This is a genomic window from Lapidilactobacillus dextrinicus DSM 20335 (assembly GCF_001436095.1).
Taxonomy (GTDB): Bacteria; Bacillota; Bacilli; order Lactobacillales; family Lactobacillaceae; genus Lapidilactobacillus; species Lapidilactobacillus dextrinicus.
The window spans coordinates 81,643-104,937 of sequence record NZ_AYYK01000004.1; the positions used below are offsets into that span (position 1 = coordinate 81,643).

The window sequence follows — 23,295 nt, forward strand, 5'->3', positions numbered from 1 at the left end:
ATTTTGATCGATTTTCGGAGGAAGCTATCCATGACTAATAAAATTAAGATTGTTACTGATTCATCCATCCAATTAACAGATGAAGAAGCAAAAAAATATGAAATTCATGTGGTTCCTTTAACCATTGTCATTGATAAAATGATTTATACTGATGGCGTTAACATTACCCGACCTGAATTTATGGCCAAAATGGCCGAAGCTAAAAACTTACCGCAGACTAGTCAGCCATCAATTGGGACTTTTTTGGATCTTTATGACGAACTATCCGCTGATGGTAGCGAAATTCTTTCAGTGCATATGTCCCATGGTTTAAGTGGCACGGTAAATGCGGCACGTCAAGCAGCTCAAATTTCTAAAGCTGCTGTAACCGTTATTGACAGTGAATATATTGACCGAGCAATGGCTTTTCAAGTTATTGAAGCTGCTAAGTTAGCGCAAGCTGGCAAAGAGCGTGATGAAATTATTGCCGCTATGGAAAAGATTAAGGAACACACTAAGTTATTCTTGTCTGTTTCAAGTTTGAATAATTTGGTTAAAGGTGGTCGTTTAAGTAAAGTTTCTGGTTTATTATCAAACTTATTAAACATTAAAGTTGTTTTGAAGTTTGAAGATAATGCTATCGTACCAATTCATAAGGGCCGCGGAATTAAGACAATCAATAATTTTTATAACGATTTAGTTAATCAAATGAAAGAAACAACTGCACCAATTCTAGGGATTGGGATTTCTCATGCTGATGATTTAGGGTTAGCTAATAAGATTAAAGAACAATTAAATGCCATTTTCCCTGAAATTTCAATTTTAGTGGCGCCAACTTCACCAGTTGTGGCCACCCATACAGGTGCTGGTGCTTTAGCCGTGATATTCTATACAGCTTAAGCAACATTAACAAATAAATTTAATCCGGATCTGGGATTTTCGTCCCAGATTCTTTTAATAACTAGCGAATTCATAAGAGTTGGGAAGAACGTTGAAAAAAATAATAAAAGTTACACAAACTGTTTTAATCGTTTTGGTTAGCGCGCTCGTTGTGTTTCTAGTGTTAAATGGATTGGTTAAAAGACCACATTTTCAAAATACAACGGAACCAAAAACAACAGCAACTAAAAAAGTTATCAAAAAAAAAGTAACACTAACAGCAATTGGTGATTCATTAACTCATGGAGTAGGCGATGCCACTAATAGTGGTGGCTACGTCCCATTAGTCAAAAAAGAGTTAGCTTTGCAGTATCAGACGCAAGTCACGACTCATAACTTTGGGGTTAGTGGTGACACTTCAACACAAATTCGTACGCGCGTAATCCAACAAGAAAAGATTCAAAAGGGATTAAAAGCTGCGGACGTCATCACCATGACCGTTGGTGCCAATGATTTAATGCACGAGTTGCGCAATAATATTAACAATGTTAGTGTGGCTAAAATTAAAAAAGCCAGTAAAACTTACCAACAGCATTTGACAGCCTTGATCAAAACAATTCGGCAATATAATCCAGATGCGCCAATTGTGATTGCTAGTATTTATAATCCGTTTTACGTTTACTTTCCTACGTTAACTGACTTGCAAACCGGTATGACCTTATGGAATGCCACGACTCAACAAACGATTAAGCAATTCAGCCAGATTTATTATGTTAATATTGATTCCGTGATGACTAAACCTAAGGAATCGATTCTGGCTAATAATAAGAAAAAGCAGACCACTTTAAATCCTTATTTGTATACCAAGGATCATTTTCATCCTAATAATCGGGGCTATCAAGCCATTGCTAATCAATTCGTAACTAAAATTAAAGCCATTAAAGCAAACTGGCTTTATCAAAACTAAGGAGGACCAATTATGACCGATACACCAAAGCGTCCGACTAAAAAAACAACATCAATTAATCTTTGGAAGTGGCTATTTCTAATTTTATTAGGATTAGTTTTAGGGACAGGGGTCTTCTTAGGCACTAAGCTTTTCATCGAACCCACACCAACAACGACAAGTAAAACTGTTGCTCGTGGTGATGAACCGGTTTTTAGCGTTGAAATGACCAAAAGCCAAGTCAATCGTATTGTTGACTTCTATTTAAAAGATTATCTCAAAAACAATGACCAAAAATATCAGTTGAAGCTAACTGATCAAGCAGTTTTAACCGGCCAGTTTAAATTTTTAGGGGCAAATATTCCGTTCACTTTAAACTTTGATCCGTTTGTTTTAGAAAACGGCGATGTTCAACTTAAAGCCAAAAAACTAGCAATTGGTGCTTTGCCAGTTCCAGTTAGTACCGTCTTAAACTTTGTCGGCAATGACTATAACTTACCGAAGTGGGTGACATTAAGTAGTAAAAAAGAAACCATTACCATTCATCTTAGCCAGTATAAAACTGATAATGGCATGAGCTTTAGAGCCGATCATATTGATTTAGATGATGATAAAATTGATTTTAGTGCTTTTATACCAGATTAAGGGGTGACAACATGGAACTAAGACGTTCGTTTTATCAATTTTTAATGACTTTGCGTAATCCTAATAGTCATGAAGAAGTTGCCGAATTTGCCAATAACGCCTTTTATGATCATAGTTTTCCTAAACAGGAACGAGATTATGATGTGATTTCACGTTATTTAGAATTAAATGGCGGTTATTTATCAAGCATGACGATTTTTGATCAAGCATATCAAATGTATTTAGATAGTGAAGCATAGCGGAGGATTAAATTGGCAGATAAGCAAAATACACCTCAATCTGAGGATCAAGTTGAATCTGGTCAAGATTTAAAGGCAACAACTACTGAAGGAGTAGAACCAACGACAAGTCATTCGTCAAAGAAACGGCGTCGACCACGCGTTAAACGTTTTACGCGCTTTACTTATTGGTTTAGTATCTTGGTGGCTTTGGCCGTTGGGATGATTGCCGGGGTGTTAATCGTAATGCATCAAATCCAACCGACTTTACGATTGAACAACGAACTTAATGAAGTGCTGGGCGTTTACCAAACGGTTAAAACTAATTATTATCAAAAAGTTAGTCAGAAACAATTGGTTAATGGTGCCGTTGAAGGAATGTTAAATTCATTGGACGATCCCTTCTCACAGTATTTAGATGTTGACCAAACCAGCAGCTTAAATGATTCAACTTCTGGTTCATTTGAAGGAATCGGGGCAGAGGTGCAGAAGTCAGAGCAGGCCATTAAAATCGTGTCACCAATTAAAGGCTCACCAGCCGAAAAAGCCGGTTTAAAGGCCAATGATTTGATTATGAAGATTAATGGCAAGTCTACGGCTAATTTAAGCGTTGATCAAGCGGTTAGCAAGATACGCGGTACTAAAGGCACTAAAGTAACATTAGAAATCAAACGTGGTGCTGCGACTTTCACCATTAAAGTGAAGCGTGGTAAAGTTGATCAGGCTTCAGTGACTGGCCAACTTGCGCCCAGCGATAAAACAATTGGACAAATTCAAATTTCCACTTTTGCTGAAAATACGGCTAGTGGCATGAAGAAGACAATTAAACAGTTACGTCAAGAAGGTGCCACTCGCTTTGTTATTGACGTTCGTGGTAATCCTGGTGGTTTAATGAATAGTGCCTTAGCAATTTCAAGTATGTTTTTAAAGAACGGTCAGATTATCATGCAGGTTAAGGCTCGAACGGGTAAGGCCGAGGTTTATAAAGCTGGCAAATCTTATGATGATGGTTTTAAAGTCACTGAACCAGTTGTTGTGTTAGCCGATAGTGGTAGTGCTAGTGCTGCTGAGATTTTCAGTGCGGCTTTGCAACAATCAGCCCATGTTAAAATTGTTGGCACACAAACATACGGTAAAGGCACTGTCCAAACGGTGATTCCACTAAATAATGATAGTGAAATGAAATTTACCACAGCCAAATGGTTAACCCCAAATGGTAGTTGGATCAATAAAAAAGGCATTACACCAGACATCAAGGCAGATTATCCAGAATTAGCTAAACTGGGTTTGATTTCCAGCGGTAAGACATTGAAGTTAGGCAGCGTCGGCAATCAAGTTGAGTTATTGCAAACTAATCTCAAAAATCTTGGTTATTCCGTTAAAGTGACGAGTATTTATGATGATCAAACAGTGGCCGCTGTTAAACAATTACAAGCTAAGGCTAAATTGGCAAAACAAGATGGTGTGTTTGAAGATACGACACGAACGGCACTTTATACTGAAGTTGCCACTTACTTGATTAACCACGATAATACCATGATTGCTGGGATTAAAGCCGTTACCGCTGAATAAATATGAATTAAGGAGTTAGCCATGGCAAGTTTCGAGAAAAATTTAGCGGCACTACGAGCTTTACCTAGTGACGCGAAAAACTTTGCTAGTTTTGCATTATATAACGTAACACCAGCAGCAATTGAACGTGAAGAGATTGATTATCATGATGTGGGTATTGCCCCGTTTGCCAAAAGATTGGCAAATCTTAATGAAGCAGCCCAAATAATTAATTCCGATGTGATGATGATGGGCTATAACATGTCAAATCGTGGTAATGATAGTACAATTCCTTGGTCGAATTTTCATGAGACAATTAAGAAGTCTAATGATAAATATATTCCGGCCACACTCAAGGGAACTTTTGCCGAAGGTGCTTATATGAGTGATTTGTTTAAAGATTTGCACTTAACAGATTCTAACTTAGTTCATCGTCTCTTTCGCAGTACATTGCCCCAGTCTCGCTTGCAACTTAGAGATGAAGAACGCGCTCAAGTCGTTGGGATTGATTTAGCAGAAATTTTTCAACGCAGTATTGAGTTGTTTATGGCGGAATATCATGCCTTAAAACCTAAGTACCTATTATTGTTTGGTAAAAATACACAAGATGATTTTGCTAAGTTATGTCAGTTCTATCCAGAATTTCAAGTAGCAGCGGATGTTCAAGTCATTAAGCTCAAACACTATGCACCACGAGCCGAGAATCACTATTCAGTTGCTCGTCAGAATCGTCAAATTTTATCCGAAATTGAACTAAAATAAAAAAGGTCGTTAACAGTCATTGTGATTGTTAATGACCTTTTTCGCAATTATCAGCGATTAATAAGATGGCAAAATTTATTGTTTTGCCATTTTTTTCTAATTTAACCTGGTCGATCATGGAAGACAGGCGTATGATAGTAGGTAACCAATGACGTACAGGAGGATTTTATGACAAAAGTTGTTGAAGGCTATATGCCATTTCGTGAATATCAAACTTACTATCGGATTGTTGGAGACGCTAATCCGAAAAAAGCACCACTGGTGTTATTACATGGGGGGCCCGGCTCGTCACATAATTATTATGAATTACTAGATGATTATGCTGAAAAAAGTGGGCGGCAATTAATTATGTACGATCAAGTTGGTTGTGGTAAATCATCATTACCAGAAGATGAATCAGTTTATGTTAAAGAAACTTGGGCTGAAGAGCTAATTGCGTTACGCAAATATTTACAGCTTGATCAAATTCATCTTTCTGGTCAATCATGGGGCGGCATGTTAGCAATGTTTTACTTGACAAGCTACAATCCTCAAGGCGTTAAGAGTGTCATGATTAATAGCTCGCCAGCCTCAATTAAATTATGGACACAAGAACAACATCGTTTAATTAAATACTTAAGTCCTGAAGATCAACAGGCTATTGCTGATGCTGAAGCTAATAATGATTTTACTGGTGCGAAGTATTTAGCAGCTAATGAACGTTATATGGATGCTTATGCTTGGGAAACAGATAAATCGAAGTTGCCTGAACCAATGCAACGTCCAACTAACGGACAACGGGCTAGTTTTATTGCCGAGGGTCCGAATGAATTCACCGAGAATGGTTCAATTAGTGACTTTGAAGTGACAGATCAACTTTATAAAATTCAAATTCCAGCAATGGTTACTAGTGGGACGGATGATTTGTGTACACCATTAATTGCCAAGTCTGTTGTTGACCACATTCCAGGAGCTAAATGGCACTTATTTGGTAATAGCCGCCACTTAGCGTTACTTGACCAACACGACGAATTTATTTCGCTATTGGATAATTGGTTAAATGAAAATGATTAATTAGTGATATGAAATCTGCTAACAATTTTTGTTAGCAGATTTTTTTAGTACCGACAGGCGAAACCTGTATTTATTGACTGTCGCGTGAAGCTACAGTGTCAAGTAAGCTATTGTCGGTAAGTGTTCAATAAATGTTAATTAATAATGAAACAGGTCGCTCTTGTGCAACTCAATTGTGGGCCTTAGTAATTCGACCACAAATTCCTGATCAATATATCGTCAACAGACTCGTAAAATCTGCTAAGAAATAATCAGGTGTATAATTTAAAGTGGTAGTCTGTCACATGCCGATATCGCAATTATTCTGGTCAAGATTAATCAAATAATTGCGTATATTCGATATTATGCTATGAATTTATCGGACAGTACGGCAAAAGCATTATAGAAAAAGAGGTTCAATAATGGTAAATAAAGTTACACAAATTGAAGTTCGCGGTGGCAATGTTCATAACTTAAAAAACATTAATGTGAATATTCCCTTGAATCAGTTTGTCGCAATTTCTGGCCCATCTGGTTCTGGCAAGAGTTCGCTGGCGATGGGGATTCTATATGCTGAAGGGTCGCGGCGTTATTTAGACGCCTTATCTACTTATACGCGACGTCGAATTACGCAGAATAAACGTTCACAAGTACAAGAGGTTAGACATATTCCTTCAGCAATTGCATTGCGGCAACGACCTAATGTGCCTTCAGAACGTTCGACGGTCGGCTCGATGAGTGAATTATTTAATGTGATCCGACTAATTTTTTCCCGTTTAGGCTCGGCGCTTTGTCCCAATGGCCATCGCATTAAACCTAGCTTAAAAATTGCCCAAGCCATGGATTTATCTGGTGAACAGATGGGGCTAATTACTTGTCCTACATGTGGCGTGGAATTTATGGCGAAATCAGCAGAAGACTTCGCCTTTAATGCTGGTGGTGCTTGTCCTCAGTGTCATGGGACTGGCCAAGTTCGCGAACTGGATCCAAGTAAATTAATTGGTGATGAAAATCTTAGTTTGGCAGAGGGCGCAGTTGCTTCTTGGCATTTACCAGGTCGTAACTTCATGCCAATGGTTGCCGAAACATTAGGTGTGCGAATTAATGTTCCTTATAAAAATTTAACTACTGAAGAAAAAGAAATTGTGCTTCATGGCGAGAAAAAGCAGTATCCAGTTGATTTTAGAACCTCAACGGGACGTGTTTTTCATACCGATAAAACCTTATATGAGAATGCTTATGAAGCTGTCTATGACTCATTAAAAACTTCAAAAAGTGAACGAGCAATCGCTAAGATTAATCATTTCTTTCACTTATCGGTTTGTCCAACTTGTCACGGTACACGTTTAAATCCAGATTTGTTAACCCAATTAGTTGGTGATTTAAACATCGCCGAAGTTTCCAATTTAGCATTAGGTAAGCTGGCGGACTGGGAAGCGACGACTAAGAAACAATTGCCAACAGAAATGCAAGCGATGGTACAAGTATTGTTTCAAAATCTAACTGAGACTTTGCGACCATTATTAGAGCTAGGCCTGGATTACTTAACCTTGGCTCGTAATGGCAATACTTTGTCAACTGGTGAATTACAACGGATTCAACTGGCCAAGACCTTAAGGACTGAAACAACAGGTGTGTTATATGTTTTAGATGAGCCCTCAATTGGTCTACATCCGGATAACATTAAGGGGTTAATTAATATCTTTAGGGAATTAATTGCTCAAGGGAATTCATTGGTTGTGGTCGATCACGAAGTTGACATTATTGAAGCCGCCGATTGGGTGATTGAAGTTGGTCCGGGATCAGGCGATGCGGGTGGACGAATTATTGCTGAAGGGACACCACAAGCTTTACAGCACAATCCACAGTCATTAATTGGTCCGTACATGTCCGGACAAGCAAATATTATGCATGATAAAGTTAAACCTGCTAAAAATACTGATTGTTTAACGACGCAATTAGAAGTTAATCACTACTTTAATCTGCATGATATTAGTGTCACAATACCAGGTAATCAAATTACAACTGTCACGGGTTTTTCAGGTGCGGGCAAGACCAGTTTGATTCTGGATAGCTTAGTCCCAGCCATCCAAGCTAAAAAAGCAAAGCAAGCCTTGCCTAAGCAAGTCAAACATTTGGAAACTAAATTAACTGAGGTTGTTAGTGTGAACGCCAAGCCAATTGGCAAAAATTTACGTTCTAGTTTAGCAACGTATACGACGATTATGGATAATATTCGGCGAATTTTTGCGGATTTACCGGAATCTAAGGCTAAGAAATATGGCATTGCTTATTTCTCATACAATAATAAACAAGGAGCTTGTGAGCACTGTGGTGGTGTGGGGACAATTTCACTGGATATTCAATATTTGCCCGACATGGAAGAAACTTGTCCGTATTGTCACGGGACTCGTTATAAAGATGAGATTCAAGAAATTCGGTGGCAGGGTTACAGTATTGTTGATCTCTTGAACTTGTCAGTTAAAGATGCTTTAGAAGTCTTCAAAGATGTGCCTAAAATTGAAAAGCAGTTACAGTTACTTGATGAGATTGGCCTGAACTATTTACATTTAGGTGAGAGTACACCCGGTTTATCAGGTGGGGAAGCCCAACGTTTGAAGTTAGTCAATCATTTAAGTAAATTACAAACGAAGACGTTGTTTGTTTTTGATGAGCCATCAGTCGGGTTACATCCTCGCGATGTGCAAACGTTACTTGATGTGATGAATAAGTTGAAAGAAAAAGGGGCTACAATTATCATCATTACCCATGATCTTGATTTGATGACCAACGCTGACTATTTAATTGACCTTGGTCCGCGTGGTGGTGAAGCTGGCGGGCAATTGATGGCCAGTGGTACCCCTAAGCAACTGGTTAAAGATCCTAATAGTTTAACGCTCGATTATTTAGCTGCACATTTTAAGAAATTCGGCTTGATGTGATCTGGTAGGTAATATAGTCATCAGTTAAGCAATGATGCATACAATGATTAAAGATAAATTATCCAAAGTAGCTTATGTATCAATACATGAGCTACTTTTTTGCCTTAAATTTTATATGACGATATTTTCTAATGGTATACCGAAATTCATAGTAATTTATTTTAAGATGTTCGGATAATATATCCTTTCAAAATAAAAATAGCGAAATTTGGATACGAAAAATATAAAAATATGACGCAATATCAGTTGATTTTGTTAAAAATTATGAAAATTGCACCATATTTATATATTTATCGTATAGCTAGAATAGCAAATTGAAAAATGGTCGTTCTAATGATTAGTTGGCTAGTTACATTAAGTGTGTATTTTGTATTCCACGATGATTTAGCATTAACTTTATTTATTCTCTTTTGAATAGATCAGCTCTGACAGAAAAAGTGATAATACAAAGCCCATTTTGAAATAAACACTCAATCATTAAATTCAGGGGTAATCTTTGCTTCTAACATCGGGGTATAGAAACGTTGATATCCTTCAGCGTTTAAATGGGTGCCATCACCACCGGCATGAGGTTGTTGACCATTATTATATGAATATTGTCGCGCCTGTTCAGCAATAAAAGTATTGATCTGACCGGCGTGATAAAGGTCAATGACGGGTATACCCCATTTACCACAAATCTTTGCTGCTGTCGCTTGAATTTTATCTTGGCGTTCTAGTGGAATCGCTGGCATATGGTGGACGCCTACGAAGTAGATTGGCGTTAACGGATAGCGGGAACGTAATAGCTGCAGGACTAATTCAAAGCAGCCACAATAAGTATTGGTATCAAAACTAATCGGAAGAAAATCAGCTGCAATTTGTCCTAGTGGGCGTAATTGATCCACGTAGGAAATGGCGTCATTCGTCGTACCGTCGAAAATAATTAAGTCTGGTTGAATAGCTGGTGCTGCTTTAATTTGGGTTGCTAGATCGGGCACCTGATTTTCACTTGCCCAAGTGTGATCAGCAGGCTGAGTGGGAATAATGGTTGCACCATTCGCAGCAAAATTATGAAATTCTAATTGATGCCGCTGGGCAAAATCATCTAATAAGCCAATATGTAATTCGTGACCGGCAATCAGGGAATCACCAAATCCGTAAAGCACCTTGTGTTGTAATTGATCCATTATTAAGTGTACCTTCTTTAATCAGAATAAATACTATATCAGTATAATGCGCTTACAAATCAAACACAATAAGCCTGTAATTAAAAATTGTTGATTGGATTTGACGTGAAAGTTTGTAGCTTCGCTTTTTCAGCGATGGTTATATGATATGATATCTAAGGCCTGTGAGATTAGGTATTGTTTAGGCCGATAAAAATTGAAGAATCCTTTTTTAATTAGGAGTCATGAAGATGAAAAGTTCCAATAAATATTTGCCCACAGCGCTTATTTTGTATTTTTCGTACGCGATGTTGGGCATCGCGTCATCGATATTGAGTCAATATAAAATTCAGTTTGCCGAAGCTTGGGGTGCGACAACCTTACCATCAGGTGGCGTTAATATTAGTATGGTTGTTTCCGTAGTTGCGGCTTTTGGATTAGGTCGCATCATTGCTTATCCGGTTGCTGGACTGGTTTCAGATAAATTAGGCCGTCGAATCAGTGGCTTGATTGGCGTGGGGCTCTATGCTGTTTTCTTCTTTGGCATTGCTTTTAGTCGGAATTATTGGTTGGCTTATGCTATTGGTGTTCTAAATGGCGTGGCTAATTCATTTCTGGATACCTGTGTGTCACCAAGTTTAATGGAGATGTTTCCCCAATCAGCTTCAATCGCCAATTTATTTACTAAATTTGCTATGGCAACAGCACAATTCTTATTGCCATTTCTCATTGGTTGGGTAGCACTGGCCCAAATGTCATATCATACGATTTTTATCGTTTGTGGGACGGCTATGCTCGTTGCAGCATTGTTATTAGTTTTCTTGCCATTTCCTAACCAAGCAGTTCAGCAGCATAGCACAAATGGGGGTACAAATCGTGAAAAAAAGAGAATGCGGTTTACACCTGCGTCTCTTGCTGCAATTATGATTGGTTTTACAAGTTCCACAACCTTTATGTTGTGGTTAAATTGTAACCAAGAGTTAGGGGCGAGTTATGGTGTCAAGGACCCAAGTATTTTGCAATCATTCTATGCTGCGGGTGCTGTATTGGCTGTTTTAGTAACGGCGCGCTTAATTCATGAGGGTCTTGCTGAAACAACGATTTTAATCCTGTATCCTAGTATTGCAGTAGTGATGTTGATACTCTGTTACTTTATCCAAACGCCGCTGGTGTTATATATTGGTAGTTTTGTCATTGGTTATTCAGCTGCCGGCGGTGTTTTACAATTAGCCACTTCCACAACGATTGCTTTCTTTCCTCAAAACAAGGGAACGGCGACTTCGCTAGTGATGATTGCGTCTAGTGTCGCCAACTATGTTGTTTTATCATTGGCTGCTTACATTACCAAGCTGTCAGCTAACAATGCGCCACGTTTAATTATTCTTTTGAACATCGCGATTACGATTATCGGGATTAGCTTAGCGATCGTTGTTAAATACCATCAGAAAAAAGTTAGTCTCGCCGAGTAATTGTTCAGCGTTTATTCCTATCAAAATAAAAAGTGAAGCATTTTTGCTTCACTTTTTATTTGTCTTCATTAGTTGACGATAGTGTTTAAATTCGGACCGCTTCATCATGTAGACTTCACCGGTGGTCTGGTTACGAATGCGAAATGAGGGACTGCTAAAGTGCCAACCGGATTTTAAATATTGTGAAATTTTTATTTTTTCAAAGTGATATAATGTGTTTATTTAAAGGAGGAACCTACTCGTGAGACAAATGAATTATAAACGAAAATCATTTGTAAGACCGGCTTACGAGAAATTGAATAGAAGGAATACTATTATGCTAAGTTATAAAATGTTAAACAAAAATGAACTAAAAACTATCGTAGGTAGAAAAACGGTATGGAACAACCGATAATTAACAGTTTGTATAAATTTTAGATGATTCTATGTGTCAGGGAGTAATTATCATGTCTAAATTAAAATGGTTTTCAGGTGGAACAGACAGAGCATATCAAGCGTTAGCAATCATTGATGACTTACTGCATGATTTATATAAAAGTTCAGATAATAATGCATTACAAGATGTATTATTGCAGTATAAGTATGAACTGGAAAAGCAACAGACTCCTGTTTCCTTCATCTTAAGTCGAATGAATATAGATATTGCAAATATTATTGTAAAAAATGGACTTACTTTATCCAGCTTTCAATCAAGTAAACTTAAGGAGTTAACAGCCATATCAAATATTAGATACGGTTTCTAATTCTTTACCATTAGTACGTGGAATAGAAACAATTCATTTTTTAAAAATGGACTTTATTCTAAATTAGACTTGGAGGATACATAATGGTTAAAATCGGTATTTTTAATCAATATGGACCAGAATATCTTTTAACTTTTTCGCAGCGCCAAAAAGATTTAGCAGCTTTAATTAAGACTCTGGAAGATAATACAGCATTCACACATCTAACTGAAGTTGGCACTGGTAAAGAGATACGTTTTCGCTCAACAACGAGTGTTGCCAATATTAAAACAATATTGATGACTAAAGCAAAATTACAACCTAGTGATTATATTTTGGTCACTGGCCAATTTTTTGGCATGTCGCTTGACTAATTAAAAAGAAATAGTTAGAAGAGACTTTAATAATATAAACTACCGCTAATATTTAAATATTGGCGGTAGTTTATATTATTAGATTAAGTATCAATTATCAGTAGGCTTCTTTAAAAAATATTGACAATACTATATTAAATGATAAAATTATTAAAAATATATTATAAAATATTGGCTATTTTAATAATTCTATTGATACTTGATCAATGAGAGGATGAAAGTTCATGAGATTAAAAACTGTATTGAAATGGTTACCTCCGATATTGATTGTTTTAATAATGTTAGCAATGATTATCGCGTCTTTCGATGGGGTTGTTCTAGCTGCTGTGATTTCGAATATCACTAGGTTTAACAGTAAATCAACAAACAGCGATGTCATGATTTATATTGGATTAAGCTTAGGATCGCTATTTTTGGTATATTCAGCTATTGTTTTGAAAGAACTTTTCAAGAATCGTGCGATTAAAATTATGAACATACACTTAAAACGCAATTTTCTTTATTCACAATTAAATAATAATAAATTTAATGATGATGCTAATAACAAGGTGTCCCAGATTTTTAATGATTTCAAATTAATTGAAAGCAATTATTTTACTTTAATATTTGAATTAATTGGTTCATTATTAACAGGCATTGTTTCGGCAATCTATGTCCTGACGTTAAATTTACCAGTGGGCTTACTTTTTATCTTATTTTCATTATTACCAGTGATGACGCCAAAATTATTCAGTAAAAAGCTAACAGATGCAGCTGAAATTTGGCAAAGTGATAGTAGTCGCTTTTTAAGCAAAGTAACTGATTTATTTAAAGGAATTAATTCGATTCGTACTTATCATGCTCAAAAAACAATGTATCAGGATACAGCAAACTATCTTACTACTGAAGAGACTTCCTATGAAAAAATGAATAATCGTCAAGTAGCTGCGATGTTTGTCACTGTAATGCTTTCAATGCTGAGTTTTCTTTTGCCATTAGGAGCAGGGCTTTTTTTCATTGTTAATAATCAGGTTTCAGCATCGGTTATTATTGGTATCTTTTTAGCTAGTGATCGTGTTGTTGGTCCATTGCGTAACGCAGCTCAATATCTAAATCAGATGAAGACGACGGAGGGGATTCGCAAAGATTTACATGAACAAGTCATTCAATTCTCAGATAAAATTGATGTCAATCCTGATGATCAACCTGAATTGGAGATAACGAATGTCGGTTTCAAGTTTAAAAATGGTAAAAATATATTAAATGATCTTTCATTAAAAATTCCTTTTGGATCTAAGTTTCTATTTACAGGAGCATCAGGTAGCGGCAAAACGAAGCTATTAAATTTAATTCAAGGATTTCTAAAACCGACAAGTGGGGAAATCACTATTGGGCAGCAAGAAGTTAGTAATTCAAATCAATAGCCTATATTCAACAAGATCCTTATCTTTTTGATGATACCCTACGATTCAATCTTTCACTTGGTAAATCATTTAGTAATAAGGATTGTCTATCTGTTCTAGATAAAGTTGGTTTGATCAATGAACTGGGTCCTGACTTATTAGATCAAAGATATGGTGAAGGCGGGGCGTTACTGTCAGGAGGGCAGCGTCAACGTGTAGAAATCGCTAGAGCTCTTTTGTTCAATAAGAAGATTATTTTACTTGATGAGGCTACATCGAACTTGGATGACAAAACAAATTCGAGAGCTTATTTGGCAGCTACCTTGTACAGTAATTGAGGTTGCTCATCAATATAACGAAAAAGATATTAAACAACATGGAGTTCAACATTACCAACTAAACAATGGTGATATGCAGGTGGTTTGATAGTATTAGAGCTTATTTATAAGCGTATTGATATTAAATTAAGGTTAATTTACTTTCTTATCTATTAGATATTGCGATATCTAAACGAAGCTAACGATAAAAAAATGATTTGGATATATAGTTTGAATCTGTCTTAATAATTATGAAGTGATGATAATTGATATTTGTATGTTGATTAATTCATAATTGATTCTGTCTCTTGCATTGAATATTAGCTTTAATTTTTTTAGAAAAACATATTAAGTCAATTTACTTGACTTTTATCTTATAAATTAATTGCAATTAACAGTAGTTTGTCTTGTTAGGAGAAATATTAAATTGAAGATTATTGGTCAAGAAATAACCAAATATTATGGAAAGAACCAAGTCCTATATCACTGCAATTTTGAAATCACTTCAAATCAGCCTGGTGTTACAGGACTAATCGGTCCAAATGGAGCAGGAAAATCAACATTAATGCGGATGCTGGGTGGCATCACAGAACCAAATGCTGGTAAATTATTGATTGAAAATAAAAGTATTTCGAATGCTTATGATTATAGCGCATGGGCCCAAAGAAACTCTTATTATGTACCGACTGGTGAACGAGGGTTGAGAAATAAACTATCTACTAAAGATAATTTAAAATATTTCGCGGCGTTGCGCGGTAAATTCGTGCCAAAATGTCTGAAATTACTATATGACACTGCGATAGATTTCGATGCAGAATATCTTATTGATAAGGAATTCGATCAGATGTCAACTGGGCAGAAGAAAAAATCTGAATTGATGGTGGCGGTTGCTATTGGCGCAAGATTACTATTGTTGGATGAACCTTCAAATGGATTAGATATTGATTCCCAGGCTAATTTAATGCAATTTATTCAGAATATTAGTAACGGCAATAATAAAAAAGTTATCGTCTCTTCCCATGATCCTAGCTTGCTTGCCAACGTTGTAAGTCAATATATTTTTATAGCAGATGGACACATTTTAAAAACTTTAAATAAATCACTCGATGAACTTGAATTGAGGCAAATTTATCAACATTTATACAATCGAGGTGCCTAGATGACAAAGTTATCTTCGATATTAAGTATGGTGAAAACAGAACTTGAAATGGAGGCTAAGACACGATATAAGTATTTAGCTTCGACATTAAGTGATTTTGTAATATTCACTCTTGCATATATTGCTGTTTTATTCTTTGCCGATGTTACGGTAATTAATCAAAGTTATCACACTAATGACGGCACTATCCTTATATTAATAGGGTATATGTTCTGGAATGTTGGCGTAGTGGCGATGGATATTTCTACACAAACAATTGAGAGTGATTCTCGAGCAGGTATTTTAGAGACTGAAATACAATCGAGATTTCCGCTTTGGGTTCTTATTATGGTTAGAAGTTGGGTTACTAACCTAATTACTTTTGGATATTTGTTAATTATTAGTTTGATTACTGCTATTGTTATTGGTCAATCAGTATTATCGCTTCTAAATGCAATACTATTGGTTATGCTACTATCATCTGTTTCAAATTTAGGAATGTTTGGCATCGGGTTAATTTTTGGCGCAGGCTCATTAATTTTTAAAAGTATTGGGCAATGGGCGACTCTACTTCAGGGCATAATTTTAATATTTGCAAATGTGGCCATTCCTTATACAACCTGGATTCAAGCTATCTTGCCATTTGGATTAGGAATTGAGATTGCTCGTTCGTTATATTTGCAACGTGATGTTGAATGGATTACCGTACTGGTCTATATCGTAATCAATGTGATTCTTTTGTGTATCGGTTTGTTAATTTTTAATATCGCACTGCAACATGAAAGGAAGTATGGCTCTTTTGAGCGATTTTAATATAGTTGTTTTTAAACGCGAAATAACAATAACAAGAAATAGAAAGTGAGAGTCTAAGTTTCTCATTAGTTGTTTACCATATAGATTCTGACGATGTTGTAGCAATTATTTTCTTAAGAAGAATTAGTTGGTTAAATGGCTAATCATCAAGAATGTTTAAAGTGAAGGTGTGATGGACTGTGGAAATTGTAAAAACAACCAAGCTTAGTCAACAACAAATTGACGATGTTCAACAGCTATTAAAGACGGTTCATCATGCTGATCAGACATATCGTTCACCATATCTAAGTAACCAATATAATTATCTTTCAGAGATGCCCGCATTTGTTTTGTTGTATGCAAATCATGTGTTGTCGGGATTTTCGATGCTATATGCAGACGGTGAATTGGATGAGATTGTCGAACTTTATCTCAATGTTTTACCTCAGTCACGAAGGAATGGCTATGGTACAACCCTAATGCTTGAAAGTGAAGCTATCCTCCATCAATTTGGGTACCAAAAGTTTCAATATATTACTGAAATGAATTTTCTTAAGAGCAATCCTACTTTTCTAGAACACGTTGGTTTAACTGCGGAGACGGATCATGAATATCAAATGCGTTGGCAGCATTCTCAATATGATTTGGCGAATAGAACCGCGGTTAAATTTCAACGCTTGCAGCAAGCAGATATTGAAAATATTGGTGAATTAAATGCGCTGGCATTTGAAATGAATATTGAAGAAGCTACTCGCGCTATTACAACCGCCTTTCATGACGACGGGACAGTATGTTTTGTTTTAAAAACGCTCAATGATGAAGATATAGGTTATTGTGCGGTCGATAATAGCACGGAATACTATTTATATAATCTGTTTATTAAACGTGAATATCGTAATCAAGGTTATGCTACTTATTTAGTTGATTTAATTGTTCGTGAATTGAGTAAACAAATACAGAAAGACTTTGTTATAGGTGTTGATCAAACAAATATACCAGCGGTTAAGGCCTACACTAAGGCCGGCTTTAAGATTGAGACAGAAGTTGTGTATTTACAGCGGGAGTATTAAAAGCTGGAAGATAGATTTTTCATTAAAAAGCGCCTATCCTAATTTTATGTTTGAGGTGTTCGAAAAAATTATTGAAGAAAACATTGAAACTATACTCACACTAAAACATCCTATGGCTTATTTATCTGGTGTACCAGAAACAAAACAAGTCATAGGATGTTATTTTTATAAAATTAAATAGTTTTTCTAAGTGATTCTCAATGTTTAGAGAAAATGTGACAATTAAGAGTAGTGTCCTGTCATGTAAGGCACGTTTATTTTTTAATATTAATCTCCTTTATGTATTGGGGATCAGAAACTAAAGTTGTTCCATATGATGAGGCAAAATCAGCTTATTATAATCACGAAGGCTTATATGGTTGGAGCGCTTTAACAACTAGAAATATTTTGCGTTCATTATTCAGAGATAGTCAATAAATAGCCTAAATACAGTAGCATTACTACTATCAGAATAATTAATAAGCTGATAGTTCTATAGTAAATGGTATTTTAACGAGATATTCTCAAACATTTAGTAATCAAAAATAAAACACAAAAACCGTCCGTAAAGGGCGGTTTTTGTGTAGTTAATATTCTCCCCAATCGTCATATTCATCGTAATTACGGTCAGCATATTCATCATAACTTTCGCTAGCGTTATTATCATCATCAAATCTAGGATCTTTAATAGGTGGCGTTCTATGATCATTGTGAGTTTTTGTTTGAGGATGCTTTTTTTGATACTTCTTAATCAGGTGATTTTTAATGATAAGTGAAGAATTATTACTTAAATGACTCAATTTACTAAACAGAACAAGATCAATGGCAACGATACACAAAATAATAAGATGGGGCTCACTCCCAATTATGATCAAGAGATTTGAGAAATAATTTGTAGACATCTTGTTTTTAGTCGCATAATATATCAGAAAAAAACCAATAATGATCGTATATAGTAGTATTTGATACTTAATATCATTAATTTCGGAAGTAGAAGGTTGATAAGGTTGTTGATAGTTTGAATCAGACTCTTTTTTAGACATAATATTGCCTCTTAATTATAGAAATAACGATTCAACTTAAAGGTAAACCATTATCAATCCAATCGCAACTTATAAGTGGGCAATTACCAAGTGAAGCACTAAAAAAACAGTGCAATAATTTATTGCACTGTTTTATTTAGTCTTAGTTAATTCACGATACTGGTTGAATTCAGTACGACTGATCAGATAAACTTGACCATCTGTTAGATTACGAATGCGATAAGATCTGCTGAAAAAATGACAAGTTAACGCGATTAGCATCAGGATGACACCTATGCCATATAAAGTAAGAAAAGGAATTCCCAGAAATATTAAGCAAGTTTCAACTGATGTAAAAGTTCGTTTTAAATCTGGGTAGGTACCATCATCTTGTCGAAGTTCTTCCAAGGTGATTTTTGATGGTGGTGAGGCAAAATCATTCATATGGAGAACCTCCAATTATATTTTTTATTGCTTCATTAATCCTCTGTTAAGGGATGAGATCGGGTTGACGGTGGTAGAGATGGCAACATTTTTGAGGTAAAGCGATTATCTCTTTCAATATGACGTTGTAGTTTCTTAACATCAGTTTCTTCAAAGACTTGTAGGTAAAAATCAGGAACCGTATAATTAATTTCTGCTTTCTTTAGATAGTCGATGAAACTTAATAACTTAGGGAAATCTGACCAGAGAATTTGATATGATTTATCCTCATCTTGAATGTTGAGTAAAACATAAACTTCAACCGTAGGAAAAGCTAGATAAAAAGTGGGTCTTTTAAGTACGGAAGGATCAACATGATAGTTTTCTGATAAAGAAATGCTCAGGTGTTGGTCCGATTTATTAGAGCCAAAGACTAATTTATTGGAGAGTAATTGAAAAGTAAGATAATTTTCTTGACCACCATAGCGTGGTGTACTGATGGCTCCGTTTTCTAAGATCAGCAACGCAGGAATATAGGCGTTATTTTCAATTGCTTTTGGTAATGTCTCAAGGTTTAGGGCGTTAGTAAAGTTTTGCCCACGTTGAGTCGTTTTTTGATTCGCTTGCTGTTTATTTTTGATCATAATTCATCACCCGTCGTTCTGTATGTTTTAATAACGCCTTCATATAGTCTTTATGTGAATAATAGTCAATCTTCTTTTAGAAATAGTTTCGTAACCTTGAATTACCTATTTAAAGGGAATTATTAGGTGTAATGTATAAAAATATGTCAATTTAAAATTGACTATCAGCAACAAATAGTTATACTATGCATAATATAGAACGATTTTAATAATGATTTTTTATGCCTGCCTATTCTGGAGGATAACAATGAAAAAAAGAAAAAAATTGGTGTTGATCTTATTAATCATCATCGTTGCTAGCTTCGCTGTAATTATGGGTTATCAATCTTATCAAGATAGTCACGTCCACACGGTTATCTTAAACAATAAAGGCCAAAAAATTGCGCCAGTTAAAAACAATCATCATAAGTTAGGACATTAGGTAAGTCTAATTGAGTTAATGATAAAATCTTGTTGAGAAGGGGATTTAATAATGACGACGTTGTTAATTTTATTTTCAATTATTCTTTATTTTGTTAGTAAGCATAGCCAGAGCAAAACCGCAATTTTTCTAAAAAAATATCGATCAATTATCATTACCACGTTTGGCGTCTTAATATTGTTCATATTCAATAATGGTGAAATTCTAACGGATGATCTCTTACTAGCACTGCCTTTTATTCTTATTGGCCTTTGCTATTTTGGGCACGATTTTCTAAGTGATTATCTCAATGAACGATAAATTTTAATAGCTAACAGTTTTATTGGGCTTGTAATACAAGCCTTTTTTATATCCCGTGATTATTTTGACTATTATTTAGCTAGGTACAACCAGATTAAACAGCGCTATTCTAAAACTGAAATGGTGAATAATTTAACTTGAAAAGAAAGTGAAGAAATGAAGTTATCGATTATTGTCACGGCGTTCAATGAAGAAAAATATGTTGATCGTTGTTTAAAATCGTTAGCATTTTAAGGAACACATTTTGATTATGAGGTAATTATTGTTAATGACGGTAGTACTGATCACACGCAACAGATTATTGATCGTTACATTAAGCAATCTGGCCAAACATTCAAGAGTTACGGGTGTCGATTTTAAAATAAATATTTTGAATGTATCCTAACCAAGATCATATAGATGGAATTCCTGTTTAACAAGAATTAAGGTAATCAAATCTCAAAAATGTTAGAATGTAAGTTGCTAACAGTACAATATCAACATTATGGTAAAAAAATGCTGTGCAAATTTTTTACCAATAATATGTAATAATGACTTTCAAATTTGTTTGACAATCTGAAAGAGCGCGATACGAAATTTAGGGCTGCAAACCCTTGATATAGAAGAGGTTATAATTTATGGCAACTATCCAATGGTTCCCTGGGCATATGGCCAAGGCTCGTCGGGAAATTCAAGAACAATTAAAGTTAGTTGATTTGGTCATCGAGATTTGTGATGCGCGGATTCCTGAGAGTTCACGTAATCCGATGATGAATGAAATTGTCCAACAAAAGCCACATTTGTTGGTTCTGAATAAGACTGATTTGGCAGATCCTAAGCAAACTAAGGCTTGGCAACAATATTATGAAGCACAAGGGCAACCGACAATTGTAACTGATGCGCAACACCAAAACCCGTTAAATCTAGTTCAACAAAAGGCGAATGAAATTTTGAAGGAAAAATTAGCATTGCGTGCTCAACGTGGGATTAAAAATATGACAATTCGAGCAATGTGTATGGGTGTGCCTAATTCAGGTAAATCAACTTTTCTTAATCGTTTAGTTGGTAAAAATGTTGCCGTTACTGGCAATCGTCCGGGCGTCACGAAGAATCAAAATTGGCTAAAGACTAAGCAAAACTTGGAAATTTTAGATACACCCGGAATTTTGTGGCCTAAGTTTGACGATCAAGAAATCGGGGTCAAACTCGCACTGACTGGTGCGATCAAAGAAGGGCTTTATCATGAAGATGATGTCACTTTGTTTGCTTTAGATTATTTCCGCAACTACTATCCACAAGTATTGACGGAAAAGCTTGGTGTGGGTCCTAAGCAATTAGAATTATCTGACCCAGATCTGCTCTTGGCACTAACTAAGAAATTTGGCTTTAAAGATGAATATGAACGGATGGCTCAAAAAATTATTTTTGATTTGCGCAAGGGCAGTTTAGGCCGTATTACCTTAGAACAAGCGCCCGTTAGTGCGACGGAGGCTTAGCTATTGACAGCTTCAATTAAGGAAATTAAAGCCCAATTATCTGAGCAGCCCAGTCCGGAATTGTTAGCACAATTAGCAGCCGATCCGCGTAAAGGCGTCCAAACAGCTTTGCAACAATTTCAGCGGCAACAAGAGAAGTTAGTTAAGCGCCAGCAGTCACTGCAACAACGCTTGGTTATGGAACATGAATTATGGCCGCAATATCCGTTAATTGCTGGCATTGATGAGGTTGGGCGGGGGCCTTTAGCTGGTCCGGTAATCACAGCCGCGGTAATTTTGCCTCATGACTTTGCGGTTTTAGACGTCAATGACTCTAAACAACTTTCTGCCAAAAAACGTGAAGAACTTTATTTAAAGATTTGTGGTGCTGCAATTGATATTAGTATTGGGATTGCCGATGCCCAGATGATTGATCGAGAGAACATTTATCATGCGACTGAATTGGCAATGGGCCAAGCGGTGCAGCACTTATATTATCAACCGCAATATTTATTAGTCGATGCAATGCATGTACCGGTTGATTTACCCCAACGTAAGTTAATTAAGGGTGATGCTAAATCGGCCAGTATTGCTGCAGCTAGTATTGTCGCTAAGCAAGTCCGGGATCACTTAATGGCAATGTATGACCGTGTTTATCCAGGTTATGACTTTAAAGATAATGCCGGTTATGGCACGAAGAAACATTTAGCTGGTTTGGTTGCACTGGGGAGTACACCGATTCATCGTCAATCCTTTAGTCCGGTTGCCAAGTATAATCGTTAATTTAAAAATTCTATTAATCATCTACGTATTTATCAACGTAGGTGATTTTTTTATGGAGAAAAATGAGATTTTACTAGCAGCCAAAATGAATAAAAATTGGCATTATCGCGAGCAACTAAATTTAGTCAAGTTGTTGCAGATGAAGCCAGATACAGAAATTTTTAGTCATTGGGAGACATTAAATTTATTTTTGCGTACACAATTGACTGTTTATCCAAGTTGGCTAGAACCAACTAAAACAACTGAGAACTATTTAACTATTTTTGATTCAGATTATCCAATCGAGTTAGCTGAAATTTATCAACCACCAGTGTTGCTTTTTTACCGTGGTCGGCGGGAATTATTAGCACGTCGTAAATTAGCAATTGTGGGTGCGCGTATGTGTACGACCTATAGTCAGCACTGTTTACGGCGCATGCTGCCAGAATTAGTAGCAGCTGGTTGGGTAACGGTTAGTGGCTTAGCTGCAGGTGTGGATACACTTGTTCATCAGGAGACTTTATCTGTTAGGGGCTCAACAATTGCGGTGATTGGTAATGGCCTTAATGTCGTTTATCCGTCAGCTAATCAATCTTTACAAGAACAAATCAGTCGTGAAGGACTATTGTTATCAGAATATCTACCCGATTCACCACCGCAGAAGTTTCATTTTCCTCAGCGTAATCGCATTATTGCGGGGTTAACTGAAGGTACTTTGGTGACAGAAGCCAAACAACGAAGTGGTTCGTTAATTACAGCAAATTTAGCATTACAAGAAAATCGCAATGTTTATGCTATCCCCGGTGGCTTATTTTCACCATTGTCTGTTGGCACCAATCAATTAATTCAAGCAGGAGCCATGCCGGTTTTAAAAGCTAGTGATCTACTGGATGATTTATCGCTCAATCACTAGTTGATGTGTCC

General features: G+C 36.1%; 24 protein-coding genes and 1 pseudogene. 21 read left to right on the forward strand and 4 right to left on the reverse strand.

Annotated features, from left to right (window positions below; all coding sequences use genetic code 11):
• Positions 1-30: 30 nt before the first annotated feature.
• From FC84_RS02575 to FC84_RS02610, 8 genes are all read left to right on the forward strand, one after another.
• Positions 31-879: a DegV family protein gene (locus FC84_RS02575; RefSeq protein WP_057754933.1), complete on the forward strand. Its 849-nt coding sequence runs from the start codon at positions 31-33 to the stop codon at positions 877-879.
• Positions 880-1,051: 172 nt separating this feature from the next.
• Complete coding sequence (locus FC84_RS02580; protein ID WP_162257963.1) at positions 1,052-1,825, forward strand: SGNH/GDSL hydrolase family protein; 774 nt, start codon at positions 1,052-1,054, stop codon at positions 1,823-1,825.
• A gap of 12 nt (positions 1,826-1,837) precedes the next feature.
• A complete protein-coding gene (locus FC84_RS02585) occupies positions 1,838-2,449 on the forward strand; it encodes a YpmS family protein (RefSeq protein WP_057754939.1) in 612 nt (203 codons plus the stop codon).
• 11 nt (positions 2,450-2,460) lie between these two features.
• The gene (locus FC84_RS02590) at positions 2,461-2,688 is read left to right on the forward strand and encodes a YozE family protein (protein WP_057754942.1); all 228 of its coding nucleotides are present in this window, start codon (positions 2,461-2,463) and stop codon (positions 2,686-2,688) included.
• A 12-nt stretch (positions 2,689-2,700) separates the two neighbouring features.
• Positions 2,701-4,239: a S41 family peptidase gene (locus tag FC84_RS09060; protein WP_057754945.1), complete on the forward strand. Its 1,539-nt coding sequence runs from the start codon at positions 2,701-2,703 to the stop codon at positions 4,237-4,239.
• 21 nt (positions 4,240-4,260) lie between these two features.
• The gene (locus FC84_RS02600; RefSeq protein WP_057754948.1) at positions 4,261-4,980 is read left to right on the forward strand and encodes a hypothetical protein; all 720 of its coding nucleotides are present in this window, start codon (positions 4,261-4,263) and stop codon (positions 4,978-4,980) included.
• Positions 4,981-5,148: 168 nt separating this feature from the next.
• Positions 5,149-6,033: a proline iminopeptidase gene (gene pepI, locus FC84_RS02605; RefSeq protein ID WP_057754952.1), complete on the forward strand. Its 885-nt coding sequence runs from the start codon at positions 5,149-5,151 to the stop codon at positions 6,031-6,033.
• Positions 6,034-6,434: 401 nt separating this feature from the next.
• The gene (locus FC84_RS02610; protein WP_057754955.1) at positions 6,435-8,954 is read left to right on the forward strand and encodes an ATP-binding cassette domain-containing protein; all 2,520 of its coding nucleotides are present in this window, start codon (positions 6,435-6,437) and stop codon (positions 8,952-8,954) included.
• Positions 8,955-9,424: 470 nt separating this feature from the next.
• Here the strand turns inward: FC84_RS02610 and FC84_RS02615 are convergent, their stop codons facing one another.
• The gene (locus FC84_RS02615) at positions 9,425-10,123 is read right to left on the reverse strand and encodes an SGNH/GDSL hydrolase family protein (protein ID WP_057754958.1); all 699 of its coding nucleotides are present in this window, start codon (positions 10,121-10,123) and stop codon (positions 9,425-9,427) included.
• 224 nt (positions 10,124-10,347) lie between these two features.
• Between FC84_RS02615 and FC84_RS02620 the strand changes: the two genes are divergently transcribed.
• The 8 genes from FC84_RS02620 to FC84_RS02650 all read left to right on the forward strand — a co-directional run bounded on the left by FC84_RS02620 (position 10,348) and on the right by FC84_RS02650 (position 17,366).
• The gene (locus FC84_RS02620) at positions 10,348-11,571 is read left to right on the forward strand and encodes an MFS transporter (protein WP_057754961.1); all 1,224 of its coding nucleotides are present in this window, start codon (positions 10,348-10,350) and stop codon (positions 11,569-11,571) included.
• A gap of 446 nt (positions 11,572-12,017) precedes the next feature.
• A complete protein-coding gene (locus FC84_RS02625; protein WP_057754964.1) occupies positions 12,018-12,314 on the forward strand; it encodes a bacteriocin immunity protein in 297 nt (98 codons plus the stop codon).
• A gap of 83 nt (positions 12,315-12,397) precedes the next feature.
• Positions 12,398-12,667, forward strand: a complete 270-nt coding sequence (locus FC84_RS02630; protein WP_057754966.1) for a hypothetical protein — start codon at positions 12,398-12,400, stop codon at positions 12,665-12,667.
• Positions 12,668-12,891: 224 nt separating this feature from the next.
• Complete coding sequence (locus FC84_RS02635) at positions 12,892-14,070, forward strand: ATP-binding cassette domain-containing protein (protein WP_057754969.1); 1,179 nt, start codon at positions 12,892-12,894, stop codon at positions 14,068-14,070.
• 5 nt (positions 14,071-14,075) lie between these two features.
• Positions 14,076-14,387 (forward strand): ATP-binding cassette domain-containing protein, encoded by a 312-nt coding sequence (locus FC84_RS09180; protein WP_420864700.1) that lies wholly within the window; start codon positions 14,076-14,078, stop codon positions 14,385-14,387.
• A 406-nt stretch (positions 14,388-14,793) separates the two neighbouring features.
• Positions 14,794-15,525, forward strand: a complete 732-nt coding sequence (locus FC84_RS02640) for an ATP-binding cassette domain-containing protein (RefSeq protein WP_057754972.1) — start codon at positions 14,794-14,796, stop codon at positions 15,523-15,525.
• On the forward strand, positions 15,526-16,317 hold the full coding sequence (locus tag FC84_RS02645; protein ID WP_057754975.1) for a hypothetical protein: 792 nt from the start codon (positions 15,526-15,528) through the stop codon (positions 16,315-16,317).
• Positions 16,318-16,496: 179 nt separating this feature from the next.
• Complete coding sequence (locus tag FC84_RS02650) at positions 16,497-17,366, forward strand: GNAT family N-acetyltransferase (RefSeq protein ID WP_057754978.1); 870 nt, start codon at positions 16,497-16,499, stop codon at positions 17,364-17,366.
• 566 nt (positions 17,367-17,932) lie between these two features.
• Here the strand turns inward: FC84_RS02650 and FC84_RS02660 are convergent.
• The 3 genes from FC84_RS02660 to FC84_RS02670 form a co-directional block, all read right to left on the reverse strand.
• Complete coding sequence (locus FC84_RS02660) at positions 17,933-18,388, reverse strand: hypothetical protein (RefSeq protein WP_057754984.1); 456 nt, start codon at positions 18,386-18,388, stop codon at positions 17,933-17,935.
• Positions 18,389-18,520: 132 nt separating this feature from the next.
• Positions 18,521-18,811, reverse strand: a complete 291-nt coding sequence (locus tag FC84_RS02665) for a hypothetical protein (RefSeq protein ID WP_057754986.1) — start codon at positions 18,809-18,811, stop codon at positions 18,521-18,523.
• A gap of 35 nt (positions 18,812-18,846) precedes the next feature.
• Complete coding sequence (locus FC84_RS02670) at positions 18,847-19,434, reverse strand: hypothetical protein (protein WP_057754989.1); 588 nt, start codon at positions 19,432-19,434, stop codon at positions 18,847-18,849.
• Positions 19,435-19,681: 247 nt separating this feature from the next.
• Between FC84_RS02670 and FC84_RS08945 the strand changes: the two genes are divergently transcribed.
• The 5 genes and pseudogenes from FC84_RS08945 (at position 19,682) to dprA (ending at position 23,284) form a co-directional block, all read left to right on the forward strand.
• Positions 19,682-19,855: a hypothetical protein gene (locus FC84_RS08945; RefSeq protein WP_157051847.1), complete on the forward strand. Its 174-nt coding sequence runs from the start codon at positions 19,682-19,684 to the stop codon at positions 19,853-19,855.
• A gap of 549 nt (positions 19,856-20,404) precedes the next feature.
• Positions 20,405-20,515: pseudogene (locus FC84_RS09185) on the forward strand (glycosyltransferase); the annotation flags it as partial.
• A gap of 257 nt (positions 20,516-20,772) precedes the next feature.
• Positions 20,773-21,630 carry a ribosome biogenesis GTPase YlqF gene (ylqF, locus tag FC84_RS02680; protein ID WP_057754995.1) on the forward strand — a complete coding sequence of 286 codons (858 nt, stop codon included), beginning with the start codon at positions 20,773-20,775 and terminating at the stop codon, positions 21,628-21,630.
• 3 nt (positions 21,631-21,633) lie between these two features.
• Positions 21,634-22,392 carry a ribonuclease HII gene (locus FC84_RS02685; RefSeq protein ID WP_057754998.1) on the forward strand — a complete coding sequence of 253 codons (759 nt, stop codon included), beginning with the start codon at positions 21,634-21,636 and terminating at the stop codon, positions 22,390-22,392.
• A 52-nt stretch (positions 22,393-22,444) separates the two neighbouring features.
• Positions 22,445-23,284: a DNA-processing protein DprA gene (dprA, locus tag FC84_RS02690; RefSeq protein ID WP_057755002.1), complete on the forward strand. Its 840-nt coding sequence runs from the start codon at positions 22,445-22,447 to the stop codon at positions 23,282-23,284.
• Positions 23,285-23,295 lie beyond the last annotated feature (11 nt).